This window comes from Sphingobacteriales bacterium (assembly GCA_016700115.1).
Taxonomy (GTDB): Bacteria; Bacteroidota; Bacteroidia; order Chitinophagales; family UBA2359; genus UBA2359.
The window spans coordinates 392390-416536 of sequence record CP064999.1; the positions used below are offsets into that span (position 1 = coordinate 392390).

General features: G+C 42.6%; 19 protein-coding genes. 9 read left to right on the plus strand and 10 right to left on the minus strand.

Features of this window, described 5'->3' with window-relative positions:
* The first annotated feature begins 54 nt into the window (after nucleotides 1-54).
* The gene (locus tag IPM47_01455; GenBank protein ID QQS29647.1) at nucleotides 55-1467 is read left to right on the plus strand and encodes a T9SS type A sorting domain-containing protein; all 1413 of its coding nucleotides are present in this window, start codon (nucleotides 55-57) and stop codon (nucleotides 1465-1467) included.
* An 8-nt stretch (nucleotides 1468-1475) separates the two neighbouring features.
* On the opposite strand, the gene IPM47_01460 is transcribed toward IPM47_01455, so the two are convergent.
* The 8 genes from IPM47_01460 to IPM47_01495 all read right to left on the minus strand — a co-directional run bounded on the left by IPM47_01460 (nucleotide 1476) and on the right by IPM47_01495 (nucleotide 9402).
* Nucleotides 1476-2408 carry a PAS domain-containing protein gene (locus IPM47_01460; protein QQS29648.1) on the minus strand — a complete coding sequence of 311 codons (933 nt, stop codon included), beginning with the start codon at nucleotides 2406-2408 and terminating at the stop codon, nucleotides 1476-1478.
* 182 nt (nucleotides 2409-2590) lie between these two features.
* On the minus strand, nucleotides 2591-3463 hold the full coding sequence (locus IPM47_01465; GenBank protein QQS31360.1) for an IS1634 family transposase: 873 nt from the start codon (nucleotides 3461-3463) through the stop codon (nucleotides 2591-2593).
* A gap of 59 nt (nucleotides 3464-3522) precedes the next feature.
* Complete coding sequence (locus IPM47_01470) at nucleotides 3523-3795, minus strand: hypothetical protein (GenBank protein ID QQS29649.1); 273 nt, start codon at nucleotides 3793-3795, stop codon at nucleotides 3523-3525.
* Between the two features lie 12 nt (nucleotides 3796-3807).
* On the minus strand, nucleotides 3808-4173 hold the full coding sequence (locus IPM47_01475; protein ID QQS29650.1) for a hypothetical protein: 366 nt from the start codon (nucleotides 4171-4173) through the stop codon (nucleotides 3808-3810).
* Nucleotides 4174-4334: 161 nt separating this feature from the next.
* Nucleotides 4335-6047 carry a PAS domain-containing protein gene (locus tag IPM47_01480; GenBank protein QQS29651.1) on the minus strand — a complete coding sequence of 571 codons (1713 nt, stop codon included), beginning with the start codon at nucleotides 6045-6047 and terminating at the stop codon, nucleotides 4335-4337.
* Nucleotides 6048-6328: 281 nt separating this feature from the next.
* Nucleotides 6329-6472 carry a hypothetical protein gene (locus IPM47_01485; protein QQS29652.1) on the minus strand — a complete coding sequence of 48 codons (144 nt, stop codon included), beginning with the start codon at nucleotides 6470-6472 and terminating at the stop codon, nucleotides 6329-6331.
* Nucleotides 6469-8142 (minus strand): sodium-dependent transporter, encoded by a 1674-nt coding sequence (locus IPM47_01490; GenBank protein QQS29653.1) that lies wholly within the window; start codon nucleotides 8140-8142, stop codon nucleotides 6469-6471. The genes IPM47_01485 and IPM47_01490 overlap by 4 nt, the downstream gene beginning before the upstream one ends.
* 246 nt (nucleotides 8143-8388) lie before the next feature.
* Nucleotides 8389-9402, minus strand: a complete 1014-nt coding sequence (locus tag IPM47_01495) for a hypothetical protein (GenBank protein ID QQS29654.1) — start codon at nucleotides 9400-9402, stop codon at nucleotides 8389-8391.
* 518 nt (nucleotides 9403-9920) lie between these two features.
* Here IPM47_01495 and IPM47_01500 point away from each other — a divergent pair.
* The 3 genes from IPM47_01500 (at nucleotide 9921) to IPM47_01510 (ending at nucleotide 12000) form a co-directional block, all read left to right on the plus strand.
* Nucleotides 9921-10505: a Crp/Fnr family transcriptional regulator gene (locus IPM47_01500; protein QQS29655.1), complete on the plus strand. Its 585-nt coding sequence runs from the start codon at nucleotides 9921-9923 to the stop codon at nucleotides 10503-10505.
* Nucleotides 10506-10567: 62 nt separating this feature from the next.
* Nucleotides 10568-11374, plus strand: a complete 807-nt coding sequence (gene ubiG / locus IPM47_01505) for a 3-demethylubiquinone-9 3-O-methyltransferase (GenBank protein ID QQS29656.1) — start codon at nucleotides 10568-10570, stop codon at nucleotides 11372-11374.
* 74 nt (nucleotides 11375-11448) lie between these two features.
* On the plus strand, nucleotides 11449-12000 hold the full coding sequence (locus tag IPM47_01510; protein ID QQS29657.1) for a cupin domain-containing protein: 552 nt from the start codon (nucleotides 11449-11451) through the stop codon (nucleotides 11998-12000).
* 60 nt (nucleotides 12001-12060) lie between these two features.
* On the opposite strand, the gene IPM47_01515 is transcribed toward IPM47_01510, so the two are convergent.
* Nucleotides 12061-13278 (minus strand): ribonuclease D, encoded by a 1218-nt coding sequence (locus IPM47_01515; GenBank protein ID QQS29658.1) that lies wholly within the window; start codon nucleotides 13276-13278, stop codon nucleotides 12061-12063.
* An 831-nt stretch (nucleotides 13279-14109) separates the two neighbouring features.
* On the opposite strand from IPM47_01515, the gene IPM47_01520 reads away from it, so the two are divergent.
* Together IPM47_01520 and IPM47_01525 are read left to right on the plus strand one after the other, a co-directional pair.
* Nucleotides 14110-15501: a DUF1446 domain-containing protein gene (locus IPM47_01520; GenBank protein QQS29659.1), complete on the plus strand. Its 1392-nt coding sequence runs from the start codon at nucleotides 14110-14112 to the stop codon at nucleotides 15499-15501.
* Between the two features lie 26 nt (nucleotides 15502-15527).
* Nucleotides 15528-15842 (plus strand): hypothetical protein, encoded by a 315-nt coding sequence (locus tag IPM47_01525; GenBank protein ID QQS31361.1) that lies wholly within the window; start codon nucleotides 15528-15530, stop codon nucleotides 15840-15842.
* 71 nt (nucleotides 15843-15913) lie between these two features.
* Here the strand turns inward: IPM47_01525 and IPM47_01530 are convergent, their stop codons facing one another.
* Nucleotides 15914-18718 (minus strand): gliding motility-associated C-terminal domain-containing protein, encoded by a 2805-nt coding sequence (locus tag IPM47_01530; protein ID QQS29660.1) that lies wholly within the window; start codon nucleotides 18716-18718, stop codon nucleotides 15914-15916.
* Between the two features lie 303 nt (nucleotides 18719-19021).
* Between IPM47_01530 and IPM47_01535 the strand changes: the two genes are divergently transcribed.
* From IPM47_01535 to IPM47_01545, 3 genes are all read left to right on the plus strand, one after another.
* Nucleotides 19022-19717: an NAD-dependent deacylase gene (locus IPM47_01535; protein QQS29661.1), complete on the plus strand. Its 696-nt coding sequence runs from the start codon at nucleotides 19022-19024 to the stop codon at nucleotides 19715-19717.
* Nucleotides 19718-19842: 125 nt separating this feature from the next.
* Complete coding sequence (locus IPM47_01540; GenBank protein QQS29662.1) at nucleotides 19843-20772, plus strand: hypothetical protein; 930 nt, start codon at nucleotides 19843-19845, stop codon at nucleotides 20770-20772.
* A gap of 186 nt (nucleotides 20773-20958) precedes the next feature.
* Nucleotides 20959-24132: a T9SS type A sorting domain-containing protein gene (locus IPM47_01545; GenBank protein QQS29663.1), complete on the plus strand. Its 3174-nt coding sequence runs from the start codon at nucleotides 20959-20961 to the stop codon at nucleotides 24130-24132.
* Nucleotides 24133-24147 lie beyond the last annotated feature (15 nt).

The window sequence follows — 24147 nt, forward strand, 5'->3', positions numbered from 1 at the left end:
TTCCTCTTTTGATTGATTCCAACTGATAAAAAATATGCTAAACCGAATTATGATATGAATACAATTCGCTTTTTCGTTTTAATGGCTTCATGGCTTGTTATAGCTCTAAGTGCACAGGCACAGCTCACAATAAACGTAACGTCTATACCCTCCAACACGCCCGATGGTGCTTTGATTTATATTGCGGGCAATTTCAACGGTTGGAATCCCGGACTTGCTACTTATACCCTAACTCCCAATGGAAACGGAACCTACTTTATCACAATTACTCCGCCTGCCGGTGCAATTGAGTATAAATTTACCCGTGGCAGTTGGGCTTCCGTTGAAGGAAACGCCTCCGGTGGGTTTCAGGAAAACCATACTTTTAACTATACCGGCGGTCCGGTTAGTACTGAAGTACAAATCCTCTCCTGGGAAGACCTTGGCGGAGGTTCTCCACACACCGCCGCCGAAAACGTTCAAATCATCAGTGATGATTTTTATATTCCTGAGCTTGACCGGTATCGTCGCTTATGGATATACCTGCCTCCTGATTACAACACTTCATCCAAACACTACCCTGTCCTGTATATGCAGGACGGGCAAAACCTTTTTGATGCCTATTACAGCTTTGCCGGAGAATGGGAAGTGGATGAAACTTTAAACGATTTGTTTGAAGATGGTGATTATGGGGTGATTGTGGTGGGAATAGACAATGGCGGATCTAACCGTATCAATGAATATTCCCCTTGGATAAATCCGGGCTATGGAGGCGGTGAGGGCGATGAATATGCAAATTTTATCGTCAACACACTAAAACCATATATTGATGACAATTACCGTACCTTACCCGAACGGGAACATACCGGAATCATGGGCAGCTCTATGGGGGGTCTCATTTCTTTCTACACATCTATCGAGTTTCAAAATGTTTTCAGCAAAGCAGGAGTATTTTCACCTTCGTTCTGGTTTTCGGACAATTGTTACGCACATGTTGAAAGTACCGGCAAACAGGAAGATATGCGAATATATTTGGTAGCCGGAGGCTCAGAAGGTTTTACCGTAGTTCCCGACATGCTGATGATGTACAACACCTTGTTAAACAACGGTTTTAATTCAGAAGAGTTGTTTTACCTCGTCCCACCGGATGGCACACATAGCGAGTGGTTTTGGAAGCGCGAATTCCGGCAGGCCTATGAATGGTTGTTTGATTCCGGAAGCAGTGTCTCATCAAATTCTATCCCTGCTCAAAGCGATATGCAGGTTTTTCCCAATCCGGCTAAGGATGTTATTCATGTCCGTTTGGAAGAGCCTGTCCGGGAAGCAAGAGTGCAGATGTTCAGCCTGAAAGGCCAACTTTTAGTCAATCACACCATCACTCAAAGCGATACCATTGATATTTCAGCCCTTACATCCGGCATCTATTTGTTTCAGATAGTTCTCGATCAAAACGTCCTCTATACCCGCAAACTTGCTGTTTTTGACTAAGATCATGCTTAATAGACCGGTTGGATAATAACCAGCCAAATCCCGTTTCCCGAAGCTGTAAAAGGCTTTAGTGTGATTTGGGTGTTTATTTCCGCACCTTCTGTTGATTTAAACCGCCATGCAAAAAGGCTGTTATCCTCTTTTGAGTTGGCAATTTGTTTCATTATTTGCGAAAGGCCGGTAGCAGAACTGCTCCCATCAGACTGATGGGAAGCAGAATATTGTAACAATTTCTTTTTGACTGCCTCTTTTTTTTGACGAATCCGAAGCAGGTTTAAAAATGCCTGATTGCAATTGACAATTTCCAGTTTAGACCCATCCAGCCAAATTGCTGCTTCAGTGATGCTTTCGGCGAATAGTTGATATGCTTTCTCCCAGTTCATCAGTGGGGTAATATCTTGCAATACTATTTGAGCAGACAGCTTATTATCATAGGTAATAATAGAGCCGGTTACCACTGCTTCCACCTCATTATTATTGAAAGTGATAAAAGTCAATGGTTTGGTTTTAAGACTTTCAGCCTCAACAAATCCGTTTTTAATTGCCTCTCTGAGGAGCAGGCGATGTTTTTTAATTACAAAATCCTCGATAAATTTACCGGTCAGTTCGGATTCTTCTGCGGCATTTAATAAACGTGCTGAAGCGGGATTAGCGCTGATAATTTCCCCTTTCCGGTTGCAGACCAAAACAGGAAACGAGCTGACATTAATCAACTTCCGGTAGTGTTTGGTTCCGCGTTGTAAAGCATCTTTGCCCACAATCATATCGGTAACATCCCTGACAATGCCGAGTGCTTCCTGATGACTGATGGGAGAAAACCTGACTTCGTAAAATTTAATGACATTGCCAACATAATCAAAAGGGTAGGTTTTCACTTCCATAGTATCGAGCGAAAGCCTTAGTAAATCCATCACTTCTTCGGCTACTTCCCTGGGAAGCAAGTCAGTCATTTTATTTCCGACAAAGGCGGCAGAAGGAATAGGATTGTCGGTTTTCTCCGGAATATAATCGAGATAAATACCCTCTCTGTTCCTGACTTTGACAGTTAAATTTCACAAACCATTGATAATCAGCGAGTTAAGTTTCCTAAAAATGGCATAGTTGCCACTACAAAACGGGTTATTTAGTTCGCTGGAGCTAAGTCTTTGAACGGAGGGATACGAAATGCCGAAAGGATTTTGTTGGTTAATGCTGTGTCAGCACCTTTCAGCAAGTACTTTTTATCATCAATTGTTAGTTCAGACAATTGCATTTGATTGAGTTCTTCTTTAATACTGCATGGACTTAAGTTGATGTTTGCAAACTTTAGGGTTAGTTCCACCGTCCGTTCGAGCATGAATGCTAAAAAACAGGTCATGAAATGTCCTTTTATCCTTTTGGGTGTCCAATGAAAAATTGGTCGAGTGGATAGGGTGGTCTTCAATACCCGGAAACTTTCTTCTATTTTCCATAATTGATGGTAGTTTGCCAAGACTTCTTCGTTCGTCATATCCATTTTACTATACTGTATGCCGTAGTAACCATCCCATTTTGCATCTTCATCTATTCGTTCTTGGTCTATTTCAGCAGCTTTTGTATTGGTACTCTCCGCCATTTTCAGGAATCGGTTAGCCCCCTTTTTGTTTTGCAAGTCCGCTCCGTTGTCTAATTTGACTTTTGCTTTTTGTATTTGTCTTTCCCTGTCTCTTGCGTCTTTGGCTGCCCTTTTGGCACTCCAAGTAATTAGGAGTTTATCTTGCAATTTTTGTTTCTTTTTATTGGCATCGCTGTAGGTTGTTTCGTAATCCAACACTTTCCAGCTAAATGTTACTTCACCCGTATCCTCGCACACAGTCTTTGTCTCCATATCATTGGTTGCCAAAATCTTTTGTACCAACTTTTGGGGCATCGATTTTAAGCGGGCACTAACAATGTAGTCATAACCCGCTTGACGTATTAAATGAAAATTTTCTTTCGAGTTGAGACCTTTGTCGGCTACTACAATGACTTTTCTTATATTAAACTGCTTTTTCTAACATTTTCAGCGCATCTACCATCGTCTGACCATCAAAAGTATTACCCCGGAAAAAGATCGTAGCCTATCGGTCTGCCTGTGCTATCTATAAATAAGCCCATCACCACTTGTACTTCATTAAACTTTCCAGCTTTGCTAAACCCAAATTCGCGTAAAGCATCTGCTCTGTTTGTCTCAAAGTGATAATTCGTTACATCATAAAAAGCAACTTCGATGGGCTTAGCATAAACGCCTTTTTTATGGTAAAACAGTTGTGTCTCAATTGCCTGCTTTTTATCACACAAAAAATCTAAACTTCGGTAAATTTCTTGCAACCCAATTATGTTTCACAGCCCATAAAACAATTTCTGATCTTTAAATGCTTGATGTTTTGATTTGCTTTTCAACAGACGATGAAGCACACAATAGAAAATCACCTCTTCTATATCGAACTTTATCCTTGTTCCCTTAGCACATTTTTTGATAATTTCTCCGATGCCAAGTTGCTCCCATACTTTTTTATAGACCAAATGACCATAACAGAAGCGTGCAGTTTCCTGCAAATTCTCTGCCCCAATGCAAGGCGTGTTATTCAATGACAGCAATTTCTGCCCAACTGATAGTAGGAATCCTGAATCACGCAACTGGTCAAGGCGACCAAAGTTGGCAATTACCTTGTGCTTGGTAGTCTTTCCTTCACGAAAAGATTCCACTAACTGAATATACGTATGGTTTTTTAGATTTAGTGGCTTTTACAAACATACCGCAAATGTAAGCATATTGTCTTAAAAACAATAGCCTAAGAAAAGAAGTTGCCACTACAATTGCGGTTTTTTATTTCTTATTATCATTGATTATTAACGGGTTATCTCATTTAACTGTCAAAGTCAGGAAAAGGGTAGGTTTTCACTTCCATAGTATCGAGCGAAAGCCTTAGTAAATCCATCACTTCTTCGGCTACTTCCCTGGGAAGCAAGTCAGTCATTTTATTTCCGACAAAGGCGGCAGAAGGAATAGGATTGTCGGTTTTCTCCGGAATATAATCGAGATAAATACCCTCTCTGTTTACTCTAAACATCAAATCAGGAACGGCATCGAGCAGGGCTTTTTGGGTTTGTTCGCTATTTTTTAGAGCTAATTCTGCCTTTTTGCGGTCGGTGATGTCGCTGATAACTATCACCACTCCAGATTCTTCCCCTTTATTATTGCTTTTATACGGACGGGAATGAATTTGCCAAAACCGTTCTTCAGAAGACTGTAGATGAACCACGCTCCATTCTTCACCTACAACAGGGTGTCCTTTTAGTGCCCGGACAAAAGGTTGCTGAAGTCCCGATATTTTTATAGCCCCGGAAGGCAGGTAAAACCGGTAGTTTTGTTCCACCCATTCAATCAGATTGGTATTTACCTGATGGAGACCGGTAATTTGTTTGACAACCTCATTCAGTAAGATAACCATGCCTTGTTCGTTGGTAGCTAAAACCCCTTCACCCATATTGCCCAACACTGATTCGAGCAATTGCCGCTGGGTTTCGTTGGTAGCGACCTCTTGTCTGAGCTTGATGATAGTTCGGATATGTTCAAGCCCCTGTGTTTCCAATTCATTGGCCAAAAGCTGAAACCTTTGTTGTAAATGCTCAAACCGGCTAATGGGAGTAAAGGATATGCCTATCCCAGAAGGATTAACCCCTGTTCGCAGAAATACTTTAACTGTTGTCGGTCTTCCTGACCCATCCGGCAGGTAGTATTCAAGGGATGTTCCGGTTCTTAACACCTCTCTTGCTTCGTTCAAAATATTGGGAAGAGGAATAAGAAAATGAATAGCTTCCAGATCCCTGTTCGTTAAAGTTGCATATTGTAAGGCTAAATTATTGTAATGTTGCAAGCGAAGTTCGTGGTCAAAAAAAAGAATGGCTGTTTGGGTATTTAACAACAAGTTTGCCAGATCTTCCTGAACAGGAGGAAGTGCAAGAGGTGGAATGTCCGGAACTTCGGCATAGATGAGAGTGGAATACTCATCCTCCGATTTGGAAACGGAAGTTTCAGGTTGATTTTCATAAATTGTAGGGGTTAAACTGCCGGCCTCAAGTAAACCCTCATCAAGTTCCCTGTTTTTAGAGTCCGGCAAATTAAACAAATTGAGAAAATTGGCGGTGGTCAGCGCCAGGTCTGCAGGGGGTTGTATATAGTTGAACGTTTTATCGTCAGGCAGATGAGGATTTGCTGTCAAACCTAACTCGTCCGGTAAGCAAAACAGGGTAATACCCCCTGCCTCGTTGATGGCATTGAGGTGCATCATTTTACCGGGTTCGGCTGCTAAGACAACGGCGGCCAAACCGCTGATACCACTTGACGACAAAGCCTTCCAAAACGTATCGGGCACTGAAAGGTTGTCTGCTGTTGACGGGGCAAGCTGCAAGGTCGGGTTATCCAGAATTAGACTCGCTGTATTAGGTATGACATATACCTGTCTTTGCAAAATCTGCATATTGGGGTGAGCAACCATGACCGGAAGGATGGTTGAATGATAAAGCCAGGCCAACATACTATCAAAATCTGAAAGTTCTTTGGCATCCGGCAAAATCATGACGGCACAACCTTCAGGTATTTTTTTTTCAAAAGCGGTTAAAAAACTGGCCCAGGGTTTTCAAATCCTTTGCAGCCGGCATAATTCCAACGATACTGTTTAACTTCATACCCGATGGCTTTAGCCTTTAAAATTAAGTATAAGTAATGCTCCAATCAGAAAACTGATTACAGATTCTTGCATATACGCAAAAACAAGGGTAAGTAGCAGTATCATCGGGCAATTATAGTTTTAACCCGATTTGAAAATTCCGATAGTGCAACGACTAAAGCAATAGGCTGTTAACGGACTTCGTCGTCGTTGTCAGTATAGGAGTCTGGTTCGGCTTTAGGGGGAGTTATTAGAACTTTCCAGAAGAAGTACGCCGTACAGGTAGTTACTATACCCATTGCCAAAATCATTGTGATGAGTGCTGATAGGTTCATGGTGTGTCTCTGTTTTCTTTGACGCGTTTACGATATGCAATATAGACTAAGGTAGAAATGCCGATAAACAGCAGCAGTAGCAATAACCTTGCCCCTGTAACATAAAATATTTTGTCTTCCAGTCCGGAAATAACGGTAGGATCGGTTGCTGCTGCCAGTTGATGTTTCAGGTCGGCAAGTGTGATTTGCTTAATGATTGAAGAATTGTCCAGGGCCCATCCGTTGCCGGATGTGAGATTGCTCACGGCTTTAGTCCAGTCTTTCCCTTCGGGAGTGATTAACGAACCTAAAAAGACAAACAGCAATAAGAATGGAGTTACGTATTTGATGACATACTTAAAGAAAATGGGCACTTTCATATCGGCACCTGAGACAATTTCATTCCAGCCACGGTTTATGCCAAATATCCAAACGAAAACGAAAGTTTCCAGCAAGGCAAATACCACCAAAGCAACTGTGCCCGCCCAATAATCGTACTCGTCAAATACACCGTAATTGTAAAGGAAAACAGTAGGTAAGCCCAATAAAAGCACCAGTAAGCCAAAAGAATACGCCCCGTTTTTACGACTCCAGCCAAATTCATCGGACATAAATCCCATCCAGGGGGTACCCATAGCCAGCGATGAAGTGATACCTGCAAAAAACAGCAGCCCAAACCAAAGCACACCGGCGATTGCAGCAAGAACAGCGCCCCATTGCTGGAACAGGTAGGGCATGGTTTGGAATGCCATTCCAAAACCGGCGTTTGCTTTTACCCAATCCAATCCGAGATAACCGGCGGCAATCGGTATTACAATCATACTGCCCAAAACCACTTCGACAAACTCATTCATAAACCCTGCCGAAAAGGCATTCAGGGCTATATCGTCTTTTGATTTGAGATAAGCTGCATAACAATGTATGGTTCCCATACCGACAGACAGTGTAAAGAAAATTTGCCCCGCTGCTGCGAGCCAGACTTTAGGATCTGAAAGCGAGGTGAATTGTGGAGTCCATAAGAAGTTTATGCCGTCCCAGGCACTTGCAGTCGGAATGGCTTCTGAAGCACCGGATGTGCCAAGTGTTAACCCTCTAAGTGCCAAAATGAGACCAAACAATATAAGTAATGGCATCCCCACTTTGGCAACTTTTTCAACCCCTTCCAAACCCCTTGAAAGAATATACGTATTCAAACCAAGGCAGAGGACATAGAACAATACCGCTTCGTAGGGAATACCTGTAGTGGAATAAGCAATATTGGTATAATCGGTAAAAAACGAAGCAACTTCTCCCTGCGACATACCAGTAAAAGTGCCAAAAATGGAGTGAAAGACATAAGAAATTGTCCAGGACTCAATATAGCAATAATAAGATGCCACGGCAATATTAGTCCAAATTCCGAATACCCCTATATACTTCCAATACCTGCCTTTGGCCATAGTATCCAAAATATAAGGCGTACTGTGATTACCCGATTTACCACCAAATCGGCCTGTTGACCATTCAATGAGCAAAAGTGGGATACCCATTAACAAAAAACACACAAAATAAGGGATTAAAAAAGCCCCGCCGCCATTTTGTATGGCCTGTACCGGAAAACGAAGGAAATTACCCAACCCTACCGCGTTGCCCGCCATAGCAAGAATTAATCCTATCCGCGAGCCCCAGGCATCTTTATTCTCGTATGTCATAAGTAAATGTAGATATTAGTGAAGGAGATATAGAGTATTTGCATTTCGGGTGGCAAAGTAAAACTTTTTTTTCAACTGCAAACAGTTTTGGCTAAAAAGGGGCTTAAATATTGATTTACCTCTTCTGTCTGTGTTTCTTCAGGTTGTAAAATTATACTAAGCTGTTTAGCTAAGCTTCAGAAATTAAAAAAGCCGCTGCTTCGGGCAACGGCTTTCCTGTTAAAGCGAACTACTCAATCCTTATGGCTAATTGCTTTTTGATTTTTTTTTGTTTTTGGCAGGTGGGGTGATGCTTTTGTTTTTGGTCGCTTTTTTGTCTTTATCAAAAACGGGGTTAGGACGCGGCGGTGCATCCATACTGACCCCCTTTAAAACCATTTCACGCGCTTCCCAAATGCCGGTTTTAGGATTAAATTCCAATCCCTGATACGTGCCGTCCGGAATAAACGAAAATCCAGTTCCTTCAATTTGTTTAGCTTTATCGTCTTCAGGTGCCAGAAAATCATACACCACCTTTTTCTCGTCGTTATTATAACTCAACGAAACTGAAGATCCTTCTTTGTATTCCAATATCATCCGGTGTTTGATTGATTTGGTATTGGTCGAATTGTTCAGCACCTCAAATACCGGTGCACCAAATACCGCTTTATCCTCCTGAAAGTAGAGCAAATCGGCCAGCTTTTTGTCGCTTTTACTATTGTTGCCATCCCATCCAAAGAGCATATAATATTGATTACCGTTGTACTGATAGGGGTGAATATTATAGTACATGGCACCCAACCACTGATCATTGCTCAAAACCTTGTCTTCGATGGAGCTCAGTGTGGCAGATTTATCATCAAGCGGAATTAACTCCAATTTTTCAGAATTGTTTTTTTGAATGGCTCCGAAATATTTGTAGGCGATGGTTCTGTAGTCGTCAGCATTACCCTTGACTACCATCCATGTAAAAATGCGAAACGAATCATCGGGCGGTTTGATAATCGAAACCCATTTTCTGAGCGAGTCAAAAGGATAAGCATAGGAACCCGGCTCTTTGAGCGCTTTTACTAAGGCAGGTACAAAGGCATAACAAGCGTTAAACCGATCTATCTCATTGGGCAATGTCCTTACTTTGTCGAACATGGCAATCAGAGAGTCTTCATGTTGACGCATGATTTCCTGATCATACAGCGGAACTACCGCATTTTTCACCGAATTCTGCGCTTCTGCGCTGCTCAGTGAAATTAAAAGGAATAAGGCAAAAAGGATTCTATTCATAAAAAAAAGGAATTTTGTATGTATTGATTTGTGAATGGTGTTTCATTTGTTTTAACCGTCTTTTAAAAAACAAGGTTTAAATGATTGCGAATATCTGCCGGTATTTTTGGGGTAAAGGCGTGCAGAAACAACCTGCATTATCAAAAAAATTGACTTCACCTTTTGATAAATACTCGTCTTTAACGGCAAACTTTGTCTTAAATTGTTGTATATAATATACTTCAAAAATTGATAGAGGTTTAATTATACGCTGCTTTATGGCGTAGTTCAGTTCCTCAATCTTCTGAATAAAAAAATAACTCTTTAATTTAAAGGCTTTATTTGTGCTTTATCGCTCTTATTTATTTTGCCTGAGTGATTTTGTTTTAAAAAACATCCTTCCGCCTCTCCGGTTAAAAAAACTGAGTAAATATTTTGTAAAATCATCTGTTGGAAATAGTTTTGTCACATGCAAATCATTTCCATGATGGGGAAATAACCCAAAAGGCGGATGCCCGAAACTTTGAAACTGTTATGTTATGTCACTTGCGCTAAGAACAGCATTTGAAAAAATAGCAAAACTCACCGAATCAGAGTACGACTATATCACTTCTCATTTCAGCCCGAAAATTATACACAAGAAAGAGCATGTTTTTGTTGCGGGTGAAATTTGCAAACTTGCGGTATATTGCGAACGGGGGTGTTTCAGAAAGTATTTTGTCAACGACCGAGGCGATGATATTGTGGTGGATTTTGCGGTTGAAGATTATTGGATTGGTGATTTGAACAGCCTAATCAACAAAGTTCCAACACTTTATAGCTTTCAGGCACTCGAAGACTCATTAGTTCAGATAACTCCATATTCCAATTGGGAAAAAATATCCTCAGAAATACCCGAGTTCAGAAGAGAGCGATATGCCAAAGAAAACCGCAACCACAGCAAATCGGTAGAGCAATTGACCATCGAAAAATACGCGACTGCCGAAGAAAAATATGAAAGAATGATGCAGCGGTTTCCGGGAATAACCAACCGAGTGGCCGCTATTCACATTGCTTCTTATTTGGGGATTAAACCAGAATCGCTGAGCAGGCTCAAAAAAAAGTTTGCCCGGAAAAAATCTTAACATAGGTCAATATTTTTGACTGACACGGCCTCTAATTTTGTTCCATAATTAAATCAAATCTTATGGAAAACTTCATTTCAGACAACGTGTACCGTCAGATTGACAACGACCTTTACAATGAACCGGGTGATATTTGGTGGAAAGAAAACAGTGTACTCTACTTGTTGAAAACCTCTGTTAACCCATGCAGGTTTCCTTATTACCTGAATATGTACAAAAACGTGTTAGGGCTTGACCCCAAAGGTAAGACTGCCCTGGATGTTGGTTGCGGCGGTGGTATTCTTGCCGAAGAGTTTGCCGCAGCAGGATTTGCAGTTACCGGTATTGACCCTTCTGAAAACTCCCTTCATACAGCCCGTCAACATGCGAATTACTCGGGGCTAAATATTGACTACCGAACCGGAGTTGGTGAACACCTCGAATTTGAAGACAATCTTTTCGATGTGGTATATTGTTGTGATGTGCTCGAACATGTGAGAGATTTGCCCAAATGTATTGCCGAAATTTCGAGAGTACTCAAGCCCGGCGGTGTGTTTTTTTATGATACCTTTAACCGGAATTTCCTCAGTAAGCTGATCGTCATTAAATTGTGGCAGGAATGGCCGGCCACTGCTTTTATGCCTCCCAACCTTCATGTGTATGAAATGTTGATCAAACCCTCTGAGCTGAAGCAAATGATGGAGCAAAACGGGTTGGGGCAAATCAATATGAAAGGGATGGCACCCAATGTCAGCCCTTTTAAAATGATTTCGCTACTGCGCCAAAGAGCAAAGGGAAAACTGACTTATGCCGAACTGGGCAGTAAATTTCAACTGAAAGAGAGCAACGACATGATGGTTGGATATATGGGCTATGCAGTTAAGAAATAACCCTTTCAGACCGGAACATTCTTTCCGGAACAAGTAAAGAACCTAATAAATCCAGTATAAAACTCAAATACAATATGCCATACACCGGTCAAACATTTGTCAATCAAAAAACGGGGGAAGTGGTAACTTTTACCGAAACCTCAAAAGAAACCAACGGCAGCCATGTTACCATAAAAAGTGTACTGAAGCAAGGCGGAGGCTTTAAAGTCAACCATATTCACCCGTTTGCAGACGAAATTTTTGAAGTCATTTCCGGAACACTCAGTTTTAAGTTAAACGGCGTTGAGGAAACGATAACTGCCGGCCACAAAATCAGCTTCCCCCGAAATCAGGCTCATGCGCACTGGAACAATCACCCTGAAGATCTCGTCATTCTCCAAACCATTACCCCCTGCTTAGATGTCGAAAGATTTTTGGAAACACTGTTTGGGTTAGGTGCAGACGGGTATCTCGACCAAACGGGACAACCTCCTTTTTTACAGGTGATGGTATGGTTAAAGGAAGTAAACAACCGGACTTATCTTGCCGATATTCCGGTTGGAGTTCAGAATGTACTGGCTTCTGTTCTGACACCGGTTGCCAAACTGTTGGGATATCGTGCTTTTTATCCTAAATATACCGCCTGACCCGCTAAACTTCTTTCCGGCTAATTTAAAATACGGCGCTGTATCAAATTGAGTTGTATGCTAAATTTTCAAATACTTTGACAGGTCTATCTCAAGTTCCCGGGCGGCTTTCAGTATTTCGTTGACTGCATAGCTTTTCAGCACCTCTAACTTTTTAGCTTTGAACAAATCCTGTACATACCGGTTGCTCAAAATAATTTCCTGAGTTCGTTTGTCATATTTCTGTTCAAGATACAACTGAACAGGCTGCATGAAGGTTTTAAATGCCTCCCGTTCGATTTTCAGGGCATCTGTGCTGTTTTTAAAATCTTCTTTTTGTTGATTTGAATAGGTTTTATTTGTTTCCCGAACCTCAGTTATCTGTGCCGACTGGGATAATATCGCTTTTAACTTTTGTACAAACTCATGGTTGTCCTGAACTTTTAAACTGCGGTGTACCCCTTTTTCGTAATACCAGTCGCGTAGCTTTGAATAATGTGGCAGTGCAGAAGAAATTTCATACAGCTTGTCTTCCGAAAAAACAAAATGAACCGGAATATTGTATTTTTTGGCAAACTCTGTACGGGTGTTCCAAAGCTCCGTAGCAATAAACTTTTCCTTTTCAGAAAGCCGTTTAAAGCGGGCACTATTGAAAAACTTGTTAGTCCCGTCTTCGGTGTCTATGGCCTGTTTGGTGATGATGAGTTTCATCTCTTCGTCAAACCAACTTTGTCTGCCGGTTTCATTCAATTGGGTTTGTAGGATTTGTTTTGCTTCTATGAGGTAGTTTACATCGTTTGCCAGATATTGCACCATAGCTTCAGAAAACGGTCGTCTGTACCAGTTGGTTACCTGCAAATTTTTGTTCAGATCAATTCCGGCTAAGTTTTTAATCAGCGATATAAATGAAACGCTGGACAATGCCAATACTTTTTCGGCAACCTTTAAATCAAAAAAATGTACGGGGTTGCATTGGTATTTGGTAAATACCTTGAGGTCTTCCGAGCAGTCGTAAATGATTTTTAACACCTCAGAACTATTGACAATGTCCCAAAGCGGACTGAGGTATTCCTGAAACTCAGTATCGGTAGGACATATTTTTATGGGGTCAATAATATAGCACCGGTTAAGTGTGGCAATCTGAACAACACAAAGGTTTAACCCATATCTATATCTGTTTCTATCAAATTCAGTATCAATGGCTATTTCAGACTCCTGCCGGATTTTTTCACAATAACGATTCAGCGATTTTCGGGTTTCAATAAGGATAATTTCTTTTTCTTTATGAAAGACAGACATGAATTTTCTTTTTATAGTAGCCGGCTGATAAACCGCAAATATAACTCGTTTTTACCCGATGGGGGGTCTCAATTGCATAAATATTAACTTAAAATTCAACGGCCCCGTATTGAAAGAAACTGCTTTACAGATATCCTTGCGATTAGCTTAACCTTGGTGTATGGTTCTTTGAGTAAACTTACACAAAATGAGAGCCCTTTAAAATTCTTCAAATTTTACCGGCATCCATAAAAACTGAAATAAATGAACAAATATTACAATGGGATTTCCACAAACTCCTGTTTTGAGTATGAAGTATTTGGTGCAATTTTTATCCTCCGCAATAACCTGTTGCGCACCTGCAATGCTTCAAATCACCTCTGCAATGACTTGTTGCACCCCTGCATTGCATTAAATCACCCCTGCAATGACTTATTGCACCCCTGCATTACTTCAAATCCCCTCTGCATTGGCTTAATGCACCCCTGTTTTGTTTTAAATCGCCTGCGCAAAGGCTTATTGCACCCTTGCATTATTTCAAATCCCCTACGCAAAGGCTTATTGCACCCCTGCATTACCCTAAATCGCCCCTGCAATGACTCATTGCACCCCTGCAATGATCCATTGTCCCCCCTTTTTTTAGCACCGAATTTTGTTTATTTTTAATTCAAAAATGTTAAATTAACAGTAACTATTTAGGTTGTACCTTTGTTGGTGCTGTTCTTCACTAAATGCAGTTCGTTTTAATGCAAAGAACGCAAAGATTTGTACAAAGAATTTCAAAAAAAGATGGCTAAACTTGCAAAAATCAATGTGTGCATTGTATTTTTGAGGATAAATTAACTTTTACCGATGGTTGATGTACGCATAGCCGGCGCGCAGGGGTTTTATGGCGATAGCCCGATGGCCGCCCTTTCGATAGCTGCGCAAAATGGAGCAGATTTTTTGGTACATGATGCACTTGCAGAATTGACTCTTTCGATTTTGCAAAAAGACCGCCAAGCTGACCCCAATCTGGGGTATGCCCGCGATATTGAAACCCTTGCAAAATTCCTTATCCCGATGGCGCACCGAAACGGTATAAAAATAGTAACCAATTCCGGAGGCTTGAACCCGTACAGTGCGGCCCAAAGAGTGTCTGAAATACTCAAACAACAAGGGATAAGCGATTTTAAAATTGGCATCATTACCGGAGATGACCTGTTGTCTCGTTTGCCCGAGTTGCAGGAAAACGGACATGAACTCCGGCATTTAGATACCGGGCTTCCATTTTCGTCAAATACATATCCTGTAACCCATGCCAATGTGTATATTGGTGCTCAGTCAGTCGCAGAAGCCTTAGATCTCGGGGCAAACTTAGTGTTGGCCGGAAGGGTAGCAGATCCGTGCCTGACCTTAGGCATACTGGTGCACCGATTTGGGTGGAAACTCAACGGCAATTTAAATCAGTCCGACCTTGACCGGTTGGCCTGTGGTATTGCTATTGGTCATTTGCTCGAATGTGGCGGGCAGGCTTCGGGCGGCAATTCCTACGCCGAATGGCCGATGGAGTACCCCATCAGCAACCTCGGCTATCCCATTGCCCACGTCAGCGAAGACGGTAGCGCGGTGTTGACCAAATTAGATTCGGAAGGCGGAAAAGTTAGCCGCAACACCCTGCGCGAGCAGTTGGTGTACGAAATTCACAATCCTGCCCGCTACATCACTCCCGATGTAACCGTTGACCTGACCCGCATTGCATTGACCGAACTTGCCCCCAACCGCGTTGCTTTTAAAGGGGCGGTGGGTTTTCCTCAACCCGAAAATCTCAAATTAGCGATTGGGCTGAACGAGGGATTTATCAGCGAGCAGTTGTTTTATTTTTCCTGGCCTTTTGCCTATCAAAAATGCCTTCGGTTTATCGAAGCTGTCAAAGAAATCTGGAAGCGGCTGCCTGTAAAAATTGAACGAAAAGAGTTTTCTGTGTTAGGCATCAACGGCATTTCCGGCAACGAAGCCCCACTGCCTCCTCCCGAAATACTCGAACAAATGAATGAGCTTGGGGTACGTGTTGCCCTGAAACATACTGATCCGCAGGCAGGTAAAATAGCCATACAGGCTATCACTTGCTTAGGGCTGAACGGGCCTCCCGGAGTGGTTTCTATGCCGGCATGGGGTAAAACCAACCGGCTTCAGTTAAGCCTTTGGCCAACCCTGATCCCTCGCGGGGAAGTACAGGAGCGGGTAACAATTGTTGAAATTTAAACTTAGTTCAGATGAGCAAAACCATTATACGGGTTATTGATATAGCCGCTGCACGGTCGGGCGACAAAAACGATGTATGCAATATAGGGGTATTGGCCAAGTCCCCCGAAGCCTATCAATTGCTGAAACAACACCTGAGTGCCGACAAGGTAAAAGCCCATTTCGGCAGTTTGATACAAGGCGAGGTGGTGCGGTATGAGTGGGATGCTATCGAAGCCCTCAATTTTGTCTGTACCGGAGCGTTGGATGGCGGTGCTTCGCGCTCCATGCGGATGGATACTTTGGGTAAAAACTTTTCGAGCCATCTGCTGCGGATGGTTCTAATTGCGGAAGATGAATAAATAAACAAGGGTTGCCGAAACGAATATCCGGCAACCCCTGTTTATCAAAATTTAGTTCTTCCCTCAATAGCTTAGCGTATCAATACGGTATTCCCTTTTTGGGTATATTCTTCTCCATCTTTAGAAATGGCGGTGGCATAATAGACATAAGTTCCTACTTCCTGCAATTCGCCTTTATAGGTTCCGTTCCAACCTTCATTTATGTTATCGGTTTCAAATACTTTATTGCCCCAACGATTATAGACCACAAAAGTTACCAACTCGGTTACGTTAAACGGTACAATGCGAAGGATATCGTTCACCCCGTCGTCGTTGGGTGAGAACCCGCTGGGAATGAGCATATAGCTTTCCGATTTAACCGTAATGGTAACCTCGTCAGCGAACACACAGCCTTTGTCGGTGGTGTTGGTTACGGTGAAGGTGGTAGTTTCCATTGGCGAGACCGTGGGATTGGCAGAAGTGGGGTCTGAGAACAACTGCGCCGGTTCCCATTGCAGGTTAGTGCCTCCGGTGATGTTAAAGGTATGACTTGTGCCTTCGAGGATTACCTTATCAGGTCCGGCATCTATGACCGGATTGGGCAGCAGGGTGTAAAAATACTCGGTAATATTGCCTGCCGAGTCGGTGCCTTGTCCGACAAAAGTTACTTCGCTATTCACAGCAGTAGTGCTGAAAGATGCTCCGGTTCCTAAAACTGTATTGGGGTCATTGGCATTAAACCATTCAACAGAGGCAAAAGAGCCGGGCGCTGATAGGTTTATCTGATTGCCAACAACAGCACATAGGGTATCCAAAATGGCGTTTTGGTTCAATACAGTTACAGTAACACTGGATTCGGCAGGACAGGCTGCATCGAAAGCACTGCTCAGCAGATAAGTAGTAGTTACGGTTGGGGTAGCCACTGGATTAGGAATGACCAAACTGCTCAGCGAAGCATCAAACGCCCAGGTATAACCGCTTTGGTCGCCACCGCTTGCGTTAAGGGTTACTGATTCGCCGGCAAAAATGGTTACGTTGTCGCCTGCTTTCAGGTCGGGCTGAGGAATGAGGGTAATAGAATAGAGCGCTCCGTTGGGTGTATTGGGTCCGACACCGGAAGCTACATAGGTAATATTGGAACTGACAACCGCAGGTGGCGTGAATGCATTTCCTGTGGCTAATATATTGCCCGGATCTCCTGCCAAATACCATTGCACGTTGCTCAATGTATCGGGTGCATTCAAAGAAGGCTGAGTTCCGGAAACAACACATAAAGTTTCCAAAACTGAAACAGGGAGTACCGTAACGGTAACCTGATCAATCCCCTGACAGGGTCCGTTTTGAACGGTCAGGGTATAAGTTGTTGTAACTGTAGGTGTGGCTATTGGGTTAATGGTAAACGGGTTACTCAATCCGGTTGAAGGGAACCAAAGAATAATGGTCGGATCCGCCACACCCGTACTGCCGTCCAAAGTAGTTCCCTGACCAATCTGAATGGTTTTATCAGGTCCCGCATCGGCATCGGGTTGGGGGAAAACAGACCATTGATATTGGTTGAAAATGGCGAAACAATCTGTGCCGCCGACACCTGTTGCGGTGTAGATGCCAAATGTATTTCCAACTGTTGCTGAATAGGAAGAGCCAACCGCCAGAACAGTGCCCGGGTCATCGCTGCTTGTCCATTCATATTCTCCATCAACTGCCGGAAACAGCACTAAGCTTGAGCCAACTGCGGCACAAAGGGTGTCGGTGTAACTGATGCCCGTGTCGTAAACGTTCGACTGAATATGGTCGGAAATACCCAAACCTGTCGTGGATGCAGGAATTGGAATCAGGCTGAAAACGGGTACATCGTCGTCGGGGTTTTCAATTACCGTGATATTTGTACCGCCATCCTGGATGACATAAAGTTTACCGTTGCTGCCCATTTCTATTTCTCCCAAACCACTGATAAATCCGCTCCCGCCAAACGGAGGCAGATAGCCGGTATAAGTTCCTGTTTCGAAATTATACTGAAAAATATTAGGCTGCCCTGTGGTGTACCATAGCGTGAAATACATTTTGTTGCCGGTTGGAGAAAATTCCACACCAAAGGGGTTATTGCTGAAATCGGTAGAGCTCAGTGTTACCGGTGAACACACTTCTCCGTCAACGGGGTCAAAATCAGCAAGAAAAACCTGAGTTGACCAGGCAAATCCGGCACCGATTCGTCCGCGGTGGTAGTCAAATTCGCCGCGTCCGTCATAGCCTCCCAAAGGCATTGGATAAGGGTGAAATACGACACCCGTAGCAATACCTGAAGGTGTGATATGGTATTTGGTAAAGCCTACACCGCAACGATAAGTGAGGAACCAGTAGTTTTCGGTATCGGGAATCTGAACCACCTCCATTCCTTCAGAGTGGTTGGCATTGCTAATCAGGGTGTTGAGCGAAATGACATTACCTAATCCTCCGTTTAAGGTCATATCAACAATAGAATAATACAATGCGCTGCAAGTCTCTGCATTGTATAGAATATAATATTGATTGGGGTTTCCGGGAACGGGAGAAATACAAATCTCTGCGGAAGAAGAATTTGCCAACATACCAAATGAGCCTGACATAAAAGTACCGTTTTGGTCATATACTCCGTTGGAGTTGAACCAAAAAAGCAGGTTGCCGCTGCCGTCCTCATAGTGGGCGATCCCCTCATAAGAGCCTGCCACCCCGGTTCCGTACGGTATCGGAGGGTCAGTGGCAAAATCAAGACGGATAACATTGTCAAAACTGTTGAAAAACAGGTTTCGCTGGTTTTGTGCAAATGCAGGAACAGAAACCTGTAAGCAGGTTACAACTACTGCAAACAGCAGTGAAAAACATGCGCGAAACGAAAAAGCAATAGGTAATTTATGAGCCATATTGAAGAATTTTTAGGATATTCGGTTTGGAGATGATTAAATATGTTATATCGGGAAATTTTCAGACTGATTTCAACTGTTTTTAGTTGCAAATAACACTTTCAGATGAATATTATTTGTTACAAACTTTACCGTCAATCAAAATTAAATAATCTACTTAATCGAAATAGTTGACGTGAGGTTTTTTTTTGAGCAAATTTTTTAAAATTTACGTAAATTTAGCCAAATTACTAAACCTGCAAGTTTATTTTTCTTGATTTAAAAATAAATGTCGTTAATTAGGCCGATAAAGCAAAAATACGCATGGAAAAGCAACATATCGTTATTTTAACTGGAGCAGGAATCAGCGCAGAAAGTGGAATTTCTACATTCAGAGGAACAGATGGACTTTGGGAAAACCACAAAATTGAAGATGTAGCCAGTATTTGGGGTTGGAATCACAACCCTGAATTAGTCCTTGAGTTTTACAACCTGAGAAGAAAAGCTGCGGCAATGGTTAACGCCAATGCGGCACATTATGCTTTAGCCCGGTTGGAAGAAAAGTTTAAAGTAACCGTGATTACCCAAAATGTGGACGATTTACATGAACGTGGCGGATCTACGCATATCATCCATTTGCACGGAAAATTAAGTGAAGCTAAAAGCAGCGGCAATTCCGATTATGTGGTAGATATCGGGGATAAGCCGATAAAGATGGGCGATCTTTGTCCGATGGGCACTCAACTCCGACCAAATATTGTTTGGTTTGGTGAGATGGTGCCTAATATTGAAATAGCACAACTTATTACTTCCGATGCCGACCTGTTTATTATAATCGGTACTTCCATGCAGGTATATCCTGCCGCTTCGCTCATCCATTTTGCGCCAAACCATATTCCCATCTATATTATTGATCCCAACATCCCCTATTCTGTTAACATATCAGGCTTGAATAAAATAGAACAACCCGCTACGGTTGGGGTGCCTGCTTTGGTAGATGAACTGATGGGTAAATTATAAATTCCCTGTTCCCGAAATTTAATACTCAACAATTTGACGGATATTTGACCGGATATGCGCCATTAAAACTTTGCCTGCATACCTTGTTACCCTTGTTTTTACCGTATTAAAACCAAACCTCCCGCATGTTCAATCCGGAAAACCTGCCTGACTCATTGCTCACCCTTCGTCAGAATCTTCAGGAGCCCGAAATCTTTGAAGTGGATCTGAACTGCCTGGATTTGGTAAAACAACATTATGACCAGTTGGAATGTCATTTGGTATTATATCCCTATAGCCGAAAAATAGCTTCAAAGCGCTATCATTTCACACCGTTTGAAGAATATATACAAGATATTGCCAACCGGCATCGTTCGGCTTACCGCCCGATTTCAGAAAAAATGAATAAAACTTTCGGATTGATCTTAGGGGGTGCTATCGCTATCATTTTTGCAGGCTTAAAACCGGACGACCTTTTTTCTGTCGAGTCGGTAGTTTCGGTGTTCGGCGCATATTTGTTAGGTAAAGATTTATGGACCGATATAGACCATTTTCTAATCAATACTACCAAAAACAGCCGACTTCGCTATACAGATTCTTATTATTACTATGAGTTGGAAAAAAACACCACCTTAACACAATACAGTCATTTTGCACGTCAGCAGCGATATGGGAAACAACAGTTATTGCCCCAAAAATTGGACTTTATCGAAAACAGCAACTCTCAAACTTTGCGGATGTTGTTTGAAACAAAAGAATGGAAAAAGAGCATTGACCCATCGGCGCATATATTAACGCTTCGCTTTTCATCAAAAATTTTGAGCCATTTACATGAAGAAGGCTTCATGTTGGGCGTTAAATGGAGCTTTAACCGCCGTCATCAATTGATTTGTCAGCATTTTGAAGTTTTTCAATCCCTGCATAAACAAACACCGGGTTGCATCAACGAGCAGGGAGAATGGAAAGACAATGCCTTTTTTTACCGCAAAACCTTTACTATCGGGCGGTTAAAGTATTTTGCCTCGGCAGGAATGATTGACCGCGCAACTTCTCTTATAAATTATCAGACTATATAGGTATGCCATTCCTCTTCTAAACAACATAAAAGGGTTCAATTTCTAAGCTGAGAATTTCCGGCTTTTGTTGTCTGTTGATGGCATTGCTGAAATTCATCGGGCTTCATTAGGCTAAAAGTCCTAATTTTGCGTTTGATTGACATTCAGCGATGAATATTATTAATGAAAAACTACAATCTTAACCTGATGTCCCGATTTATTTTTATTTTCCTGCTCCTGATATTTGGTTTAAAAACAGCCCATAGTCAACCCTATCAGAACGAATGGATACAATATGGTCAAAACTATGCTAAAATAAAAGTAGCTGCAAATGGTCTGTACCGCCTAAACCATAGTACTCTGCTAAGTCTGGGACTTCCTGCAATCGGCAGCGGCTACCAATTGTACCGGGACGGACAACAGGTTCCGGTTTACACCACTACTCAAGGCAATTTCAGTGCTTCCGATTATCTTGAATTTGTCGGCAAACCCAACAATGGCAGCTTAGATACCCATTTGTTTGACGACCCTTCCAAGCAACTGACGGATGTTCGCAGCTTGTTTTCAGACACAGCCACTTATTTCCTGACCTGGAACAACACTTTTCCTAACCTGCGTTATGAAACAGTTGAAAATAATCTGACAGATGCGCCGCCGGTCGAAACCTGGTTCTGGCATACTACACAAAACACCATCAACAATCAATTCAACTTAGGAATGCCCTTTTCAAATTACAATGGCATACCTTTGAGATTTTCAGGCTACGATGAATGTGAAGGATTTGTGGGGGTGAATATTGCTGCCGGAGCAACACAATCCTACAATCTCAGTGCTCCGCAGATTTACGATTCGGCACCGGTAAACGCAGAGATAACCCTGAAAATAGTAGGCCGTTCAGATAATCCCGACCTATCAAATGACCATGAAGTAGTAATCGGTATTAATGGAACTCCCATAACCAATGCAACCTATGATGGGTTTGGTTGTACCGTAATTGCCTTCGAATTGCCATTATCCGGCCTAACCACAGGCACTCCTCAGATTAACCTGACCTCTGTTGGCAGCACTTCTCCGGTTGATATCAATGCAGCCTCCTTTTACCGTTTAGATTACCCCCATGCTTATAGTTTCGGCAATGCGGACTTCTTTTCCTTTGCCCTTCCAAATGATGGGTCAAAATATCTCGAAATTGCTGACTTTAACGGCGGAGATATTCCCGTTTTATACGACCTTACCAACAGCCTGCGAATAGAAGCCATTCAGGAAGGCGGGTTGTTAAAATTTAAGCTGCCTGTTGGACTTGCCTCTTCAAGCAGCCGCAATTTGTGCTTAACCAATACCAACAGCGGCATTGTTCAAACCCTCACAGCAACATCCGTTACCTTTACCGATTTTTCCAGCCCTGACAATCAGGGAAATTTCATTATCATCTCCCACCCTTCTTTAGCTATGGGGGATACCAACGTAGTTGCCGGATATGCAGATTACCGCGCTTCAATAGCCGGAGGCGCTCATAACGTGCAAGTGGTCAGTATCAACGAACTTTATGACCAGTTTGCCTGGGGAATTTCCAAACATCCGCTATCCATCCGGAATTTTATCAACTATGCGCTCGATAGTTGGTCAGTTCCAATGCAATATGTTTTGTTGTTAGGTAAAGGTGTTTCTTATAGCCAGACAACTTTCAATGCTGCAGCAGCAAATGCCTGCCTTGTTCCTACCTATGGTGTTCCTGCATCAGATGCCCTGCTTGCTGCCAGAAATGCCTCAAGTTCCATGCCGCAGGTGGCCATCAGCCGGGTCCCTGCCTCCTCGCCCGATCAGGTCAGTGACTATCTGACCAAACTTATTCAGTACGAAAATTCACAGTCTGACCTGTTTTGCGAAAAGGAAAATATCTGGCGTAAAGATGTCTTGTTTCTTTCTCAGGGCGATACCGGCGAAGTGGACATAAATACCGCCTATCTGAACCAGCATCGCGCTGTATTGGAAGGCACTGTTGGTTATGGTGGTGTGGTAAAGGGTTTTTTTGAAAACAATAAATTCGGAACCATCAGTTTGCCGCAAATCGGGCAAATCATCAATAATGGGGTGGGATTTGTGCAATTTGCAGGTAATGCCAATAACAACGGCTATTGGTTAACGACCATCAATCAGCCCGGATTTTATACCAACGAAGGGCGTTACCCGGTTATGCTGGCTAATGCCGGTAAAACCGGTAACATGTTTGACTATGCAACCGGACCTTCTACAACAATGGTTGAAAATTACACCCTTGCTCCTCTGCGCGGAAGCGCTGCCTTTATGGGAAACACCGACACCAAAATTTCTGAAGAATCGCAGGAACTAACTACCGCAGTTATTTCAAATTTTAACAACCTGAATTATGGACAATCTCTGGCTTTGAGCCTGAAAGAAGCCGCTGAGTTAACACTCAATGCATCTCCCGATGACAATAACCTCTTATTCACCATTCAAACTATGGCACTTGCTGCAGACCCTGCACTTAGTCCGGTTCCCCGCAAGAAACCCGATTATTTATTGCCGGCAGATGAATTTTCGTTCTACAACCCCGTAAACGGCTTTCCAATTTTAAGCAATCCTCCGTTGGTCAATTCGCAAATGCCCGGATTTGAGACCAGAATAATTTTGAAAAACCTGGGAGAAGTAAAATCCGACTCGGTTGATTTAGTAGTTACCCGAATCGTTCCTGAAGGTGATTATTTGCCGGTTCTGTCGCAAAGGCTTCCTTCAACGGTTTATACCGATACAATGACCATATACCTGCCCAATGACCTGCCTGAACATAGTGGCTTCAATTCTTTTGTTTTTACTATTGACGGAAGCTTTGAAATTGTCGAAGATTGTGAGTTTAATAATACTGCTTTTGTCTTGGCCGATATGCGCCCATATTGCATCACAGATATTGGTCCGGCAGTGTTATATGCCTTGCCTTCTCAGTTCCCCATTACACTGACACCAACCGGCGAGGAATGGCTCACTTATCAGTGGTCCAACGGGCAAACCTCCTCCTCTATCGAGGTAACTTCTTTTGGATCTTACTCAGTAACCGTAACCAATGCCTTTGGCTGTATTGCAGTGGACAATATCACCGTTACCCTTAACACCGGAGTTGAAACTGTTCCATTCGAAACTCAAATTAATGTGTACCCCAATCCGGCAACCAGTCTGCTGCATGTTCAGGGAGTTGAAGGCTGCCGCCTGCAACTATATGATCTGAACGGCAGTTTGGTGTCTGCTCAAACCGCTTATACCCAATCTGCCGAACTCGTGTTAGGTATGTTGCCTTCCGGTATTTATCTGTTACAGGTAACTCACCCGACATTGGGCGTTGCTACATTCAGAGTATTAAAAAACTAACCTGTTTCTCTATCA

Bases quoted from the DNA above. Each gene is read 5' to 3' on its own strand.
- IPM47_01455 (QQS29647.1), top strand. From the start codon at position 55: ATGAATACAATTCGCTTTTTCGTTTTAATGGCTTCATGGCTTGTTATA.
- IPM47_01480 (QQS29651.1), bottom strand. From the start codon at position 6,047: ATGATTTTGCCGGATGCCAAAGAACTTTCAGATTTTGATAGTATGTTG.
- IPM47_01485 (QQS29652.1), bottom strand. From the start codon at position 6,472: ATGAACCTATCAGCACTCATCACAATGATTTTGGCAATGGGTATAGTA.
- IPM47_01495 (QQS29654.1), bottom strand. From the start codon at position 9,402: ATGAATAGAATCCTTTTTGCCTTATTCCTTTTAATTTCACTGAGCAGC.
- IPM47_01500 (QQS29655.1), top strand. From the start codon at position 9,921: ATGTCACTTGCGCTAAGAACAGCATTTGAAAAAATAGCAAAACTCACC.
- ubiG (QQS29656.1), top strand. From the start codon at position 10,568: ATGGAAAACTTCATTTCAGACAACGTGTACCGTCAGATTGACAACGAC.
- IPM47_01510 (QQS29657.1), top strand. From the start codon at position 11,449: ATGCCATACACCGGTCAAACATTTGTCAATCAAAAAACGGGGGAAGTG.
- IPM47_01545 (QQS29663.1), top strand. From the start codon at position 20,959: ATGTCCCGATTTATTTTTATTTTCCTGCTCCTGATATTTGGTTTAAAA.
- IPM47_01540 (QQS29662.1), top strand. From the start codon at position 19,843: ATGTTCAATCCGGAAAACCTGCCTGACTCATTGCTCACCCTTCGTCAG.
- IPM47_01520 (QQS29659.1), top strand. From the start codon at position 14,110: ATGGTTGATGTACGCATAGCCGGCGCGCAGGGGTTTTATGGCGATAGC.
- IPM47_01515 (QQS29658.1), bottom strand. From the start codon at position 13,278: ATGTCTGTCTTTCATAAAGAAAAAGAAATTATCCTTATTGAAACCCGA.
- IPM47_01530 (QQS29660.1), bottom strand. From the start codon at position 18,718: ATGGCTCATAAATTACCTATTGCTTTTTCGTTTCGCGCATGTTTTTCA.
- IPM47_01535 (QQS29661.1), top strand. From the start codon at position 19,022: ATGGAAAAGCAACATATCGTTATTTTAACTGGAGCAGGAATCAGCGCA.
- IPM47_01490 (QQS29653.1), bottom strand. From the start codon at position 8,142: ATGACATACGAGAATAAAGATGCCTGGGGCTCGCGGATAGGATTAATT.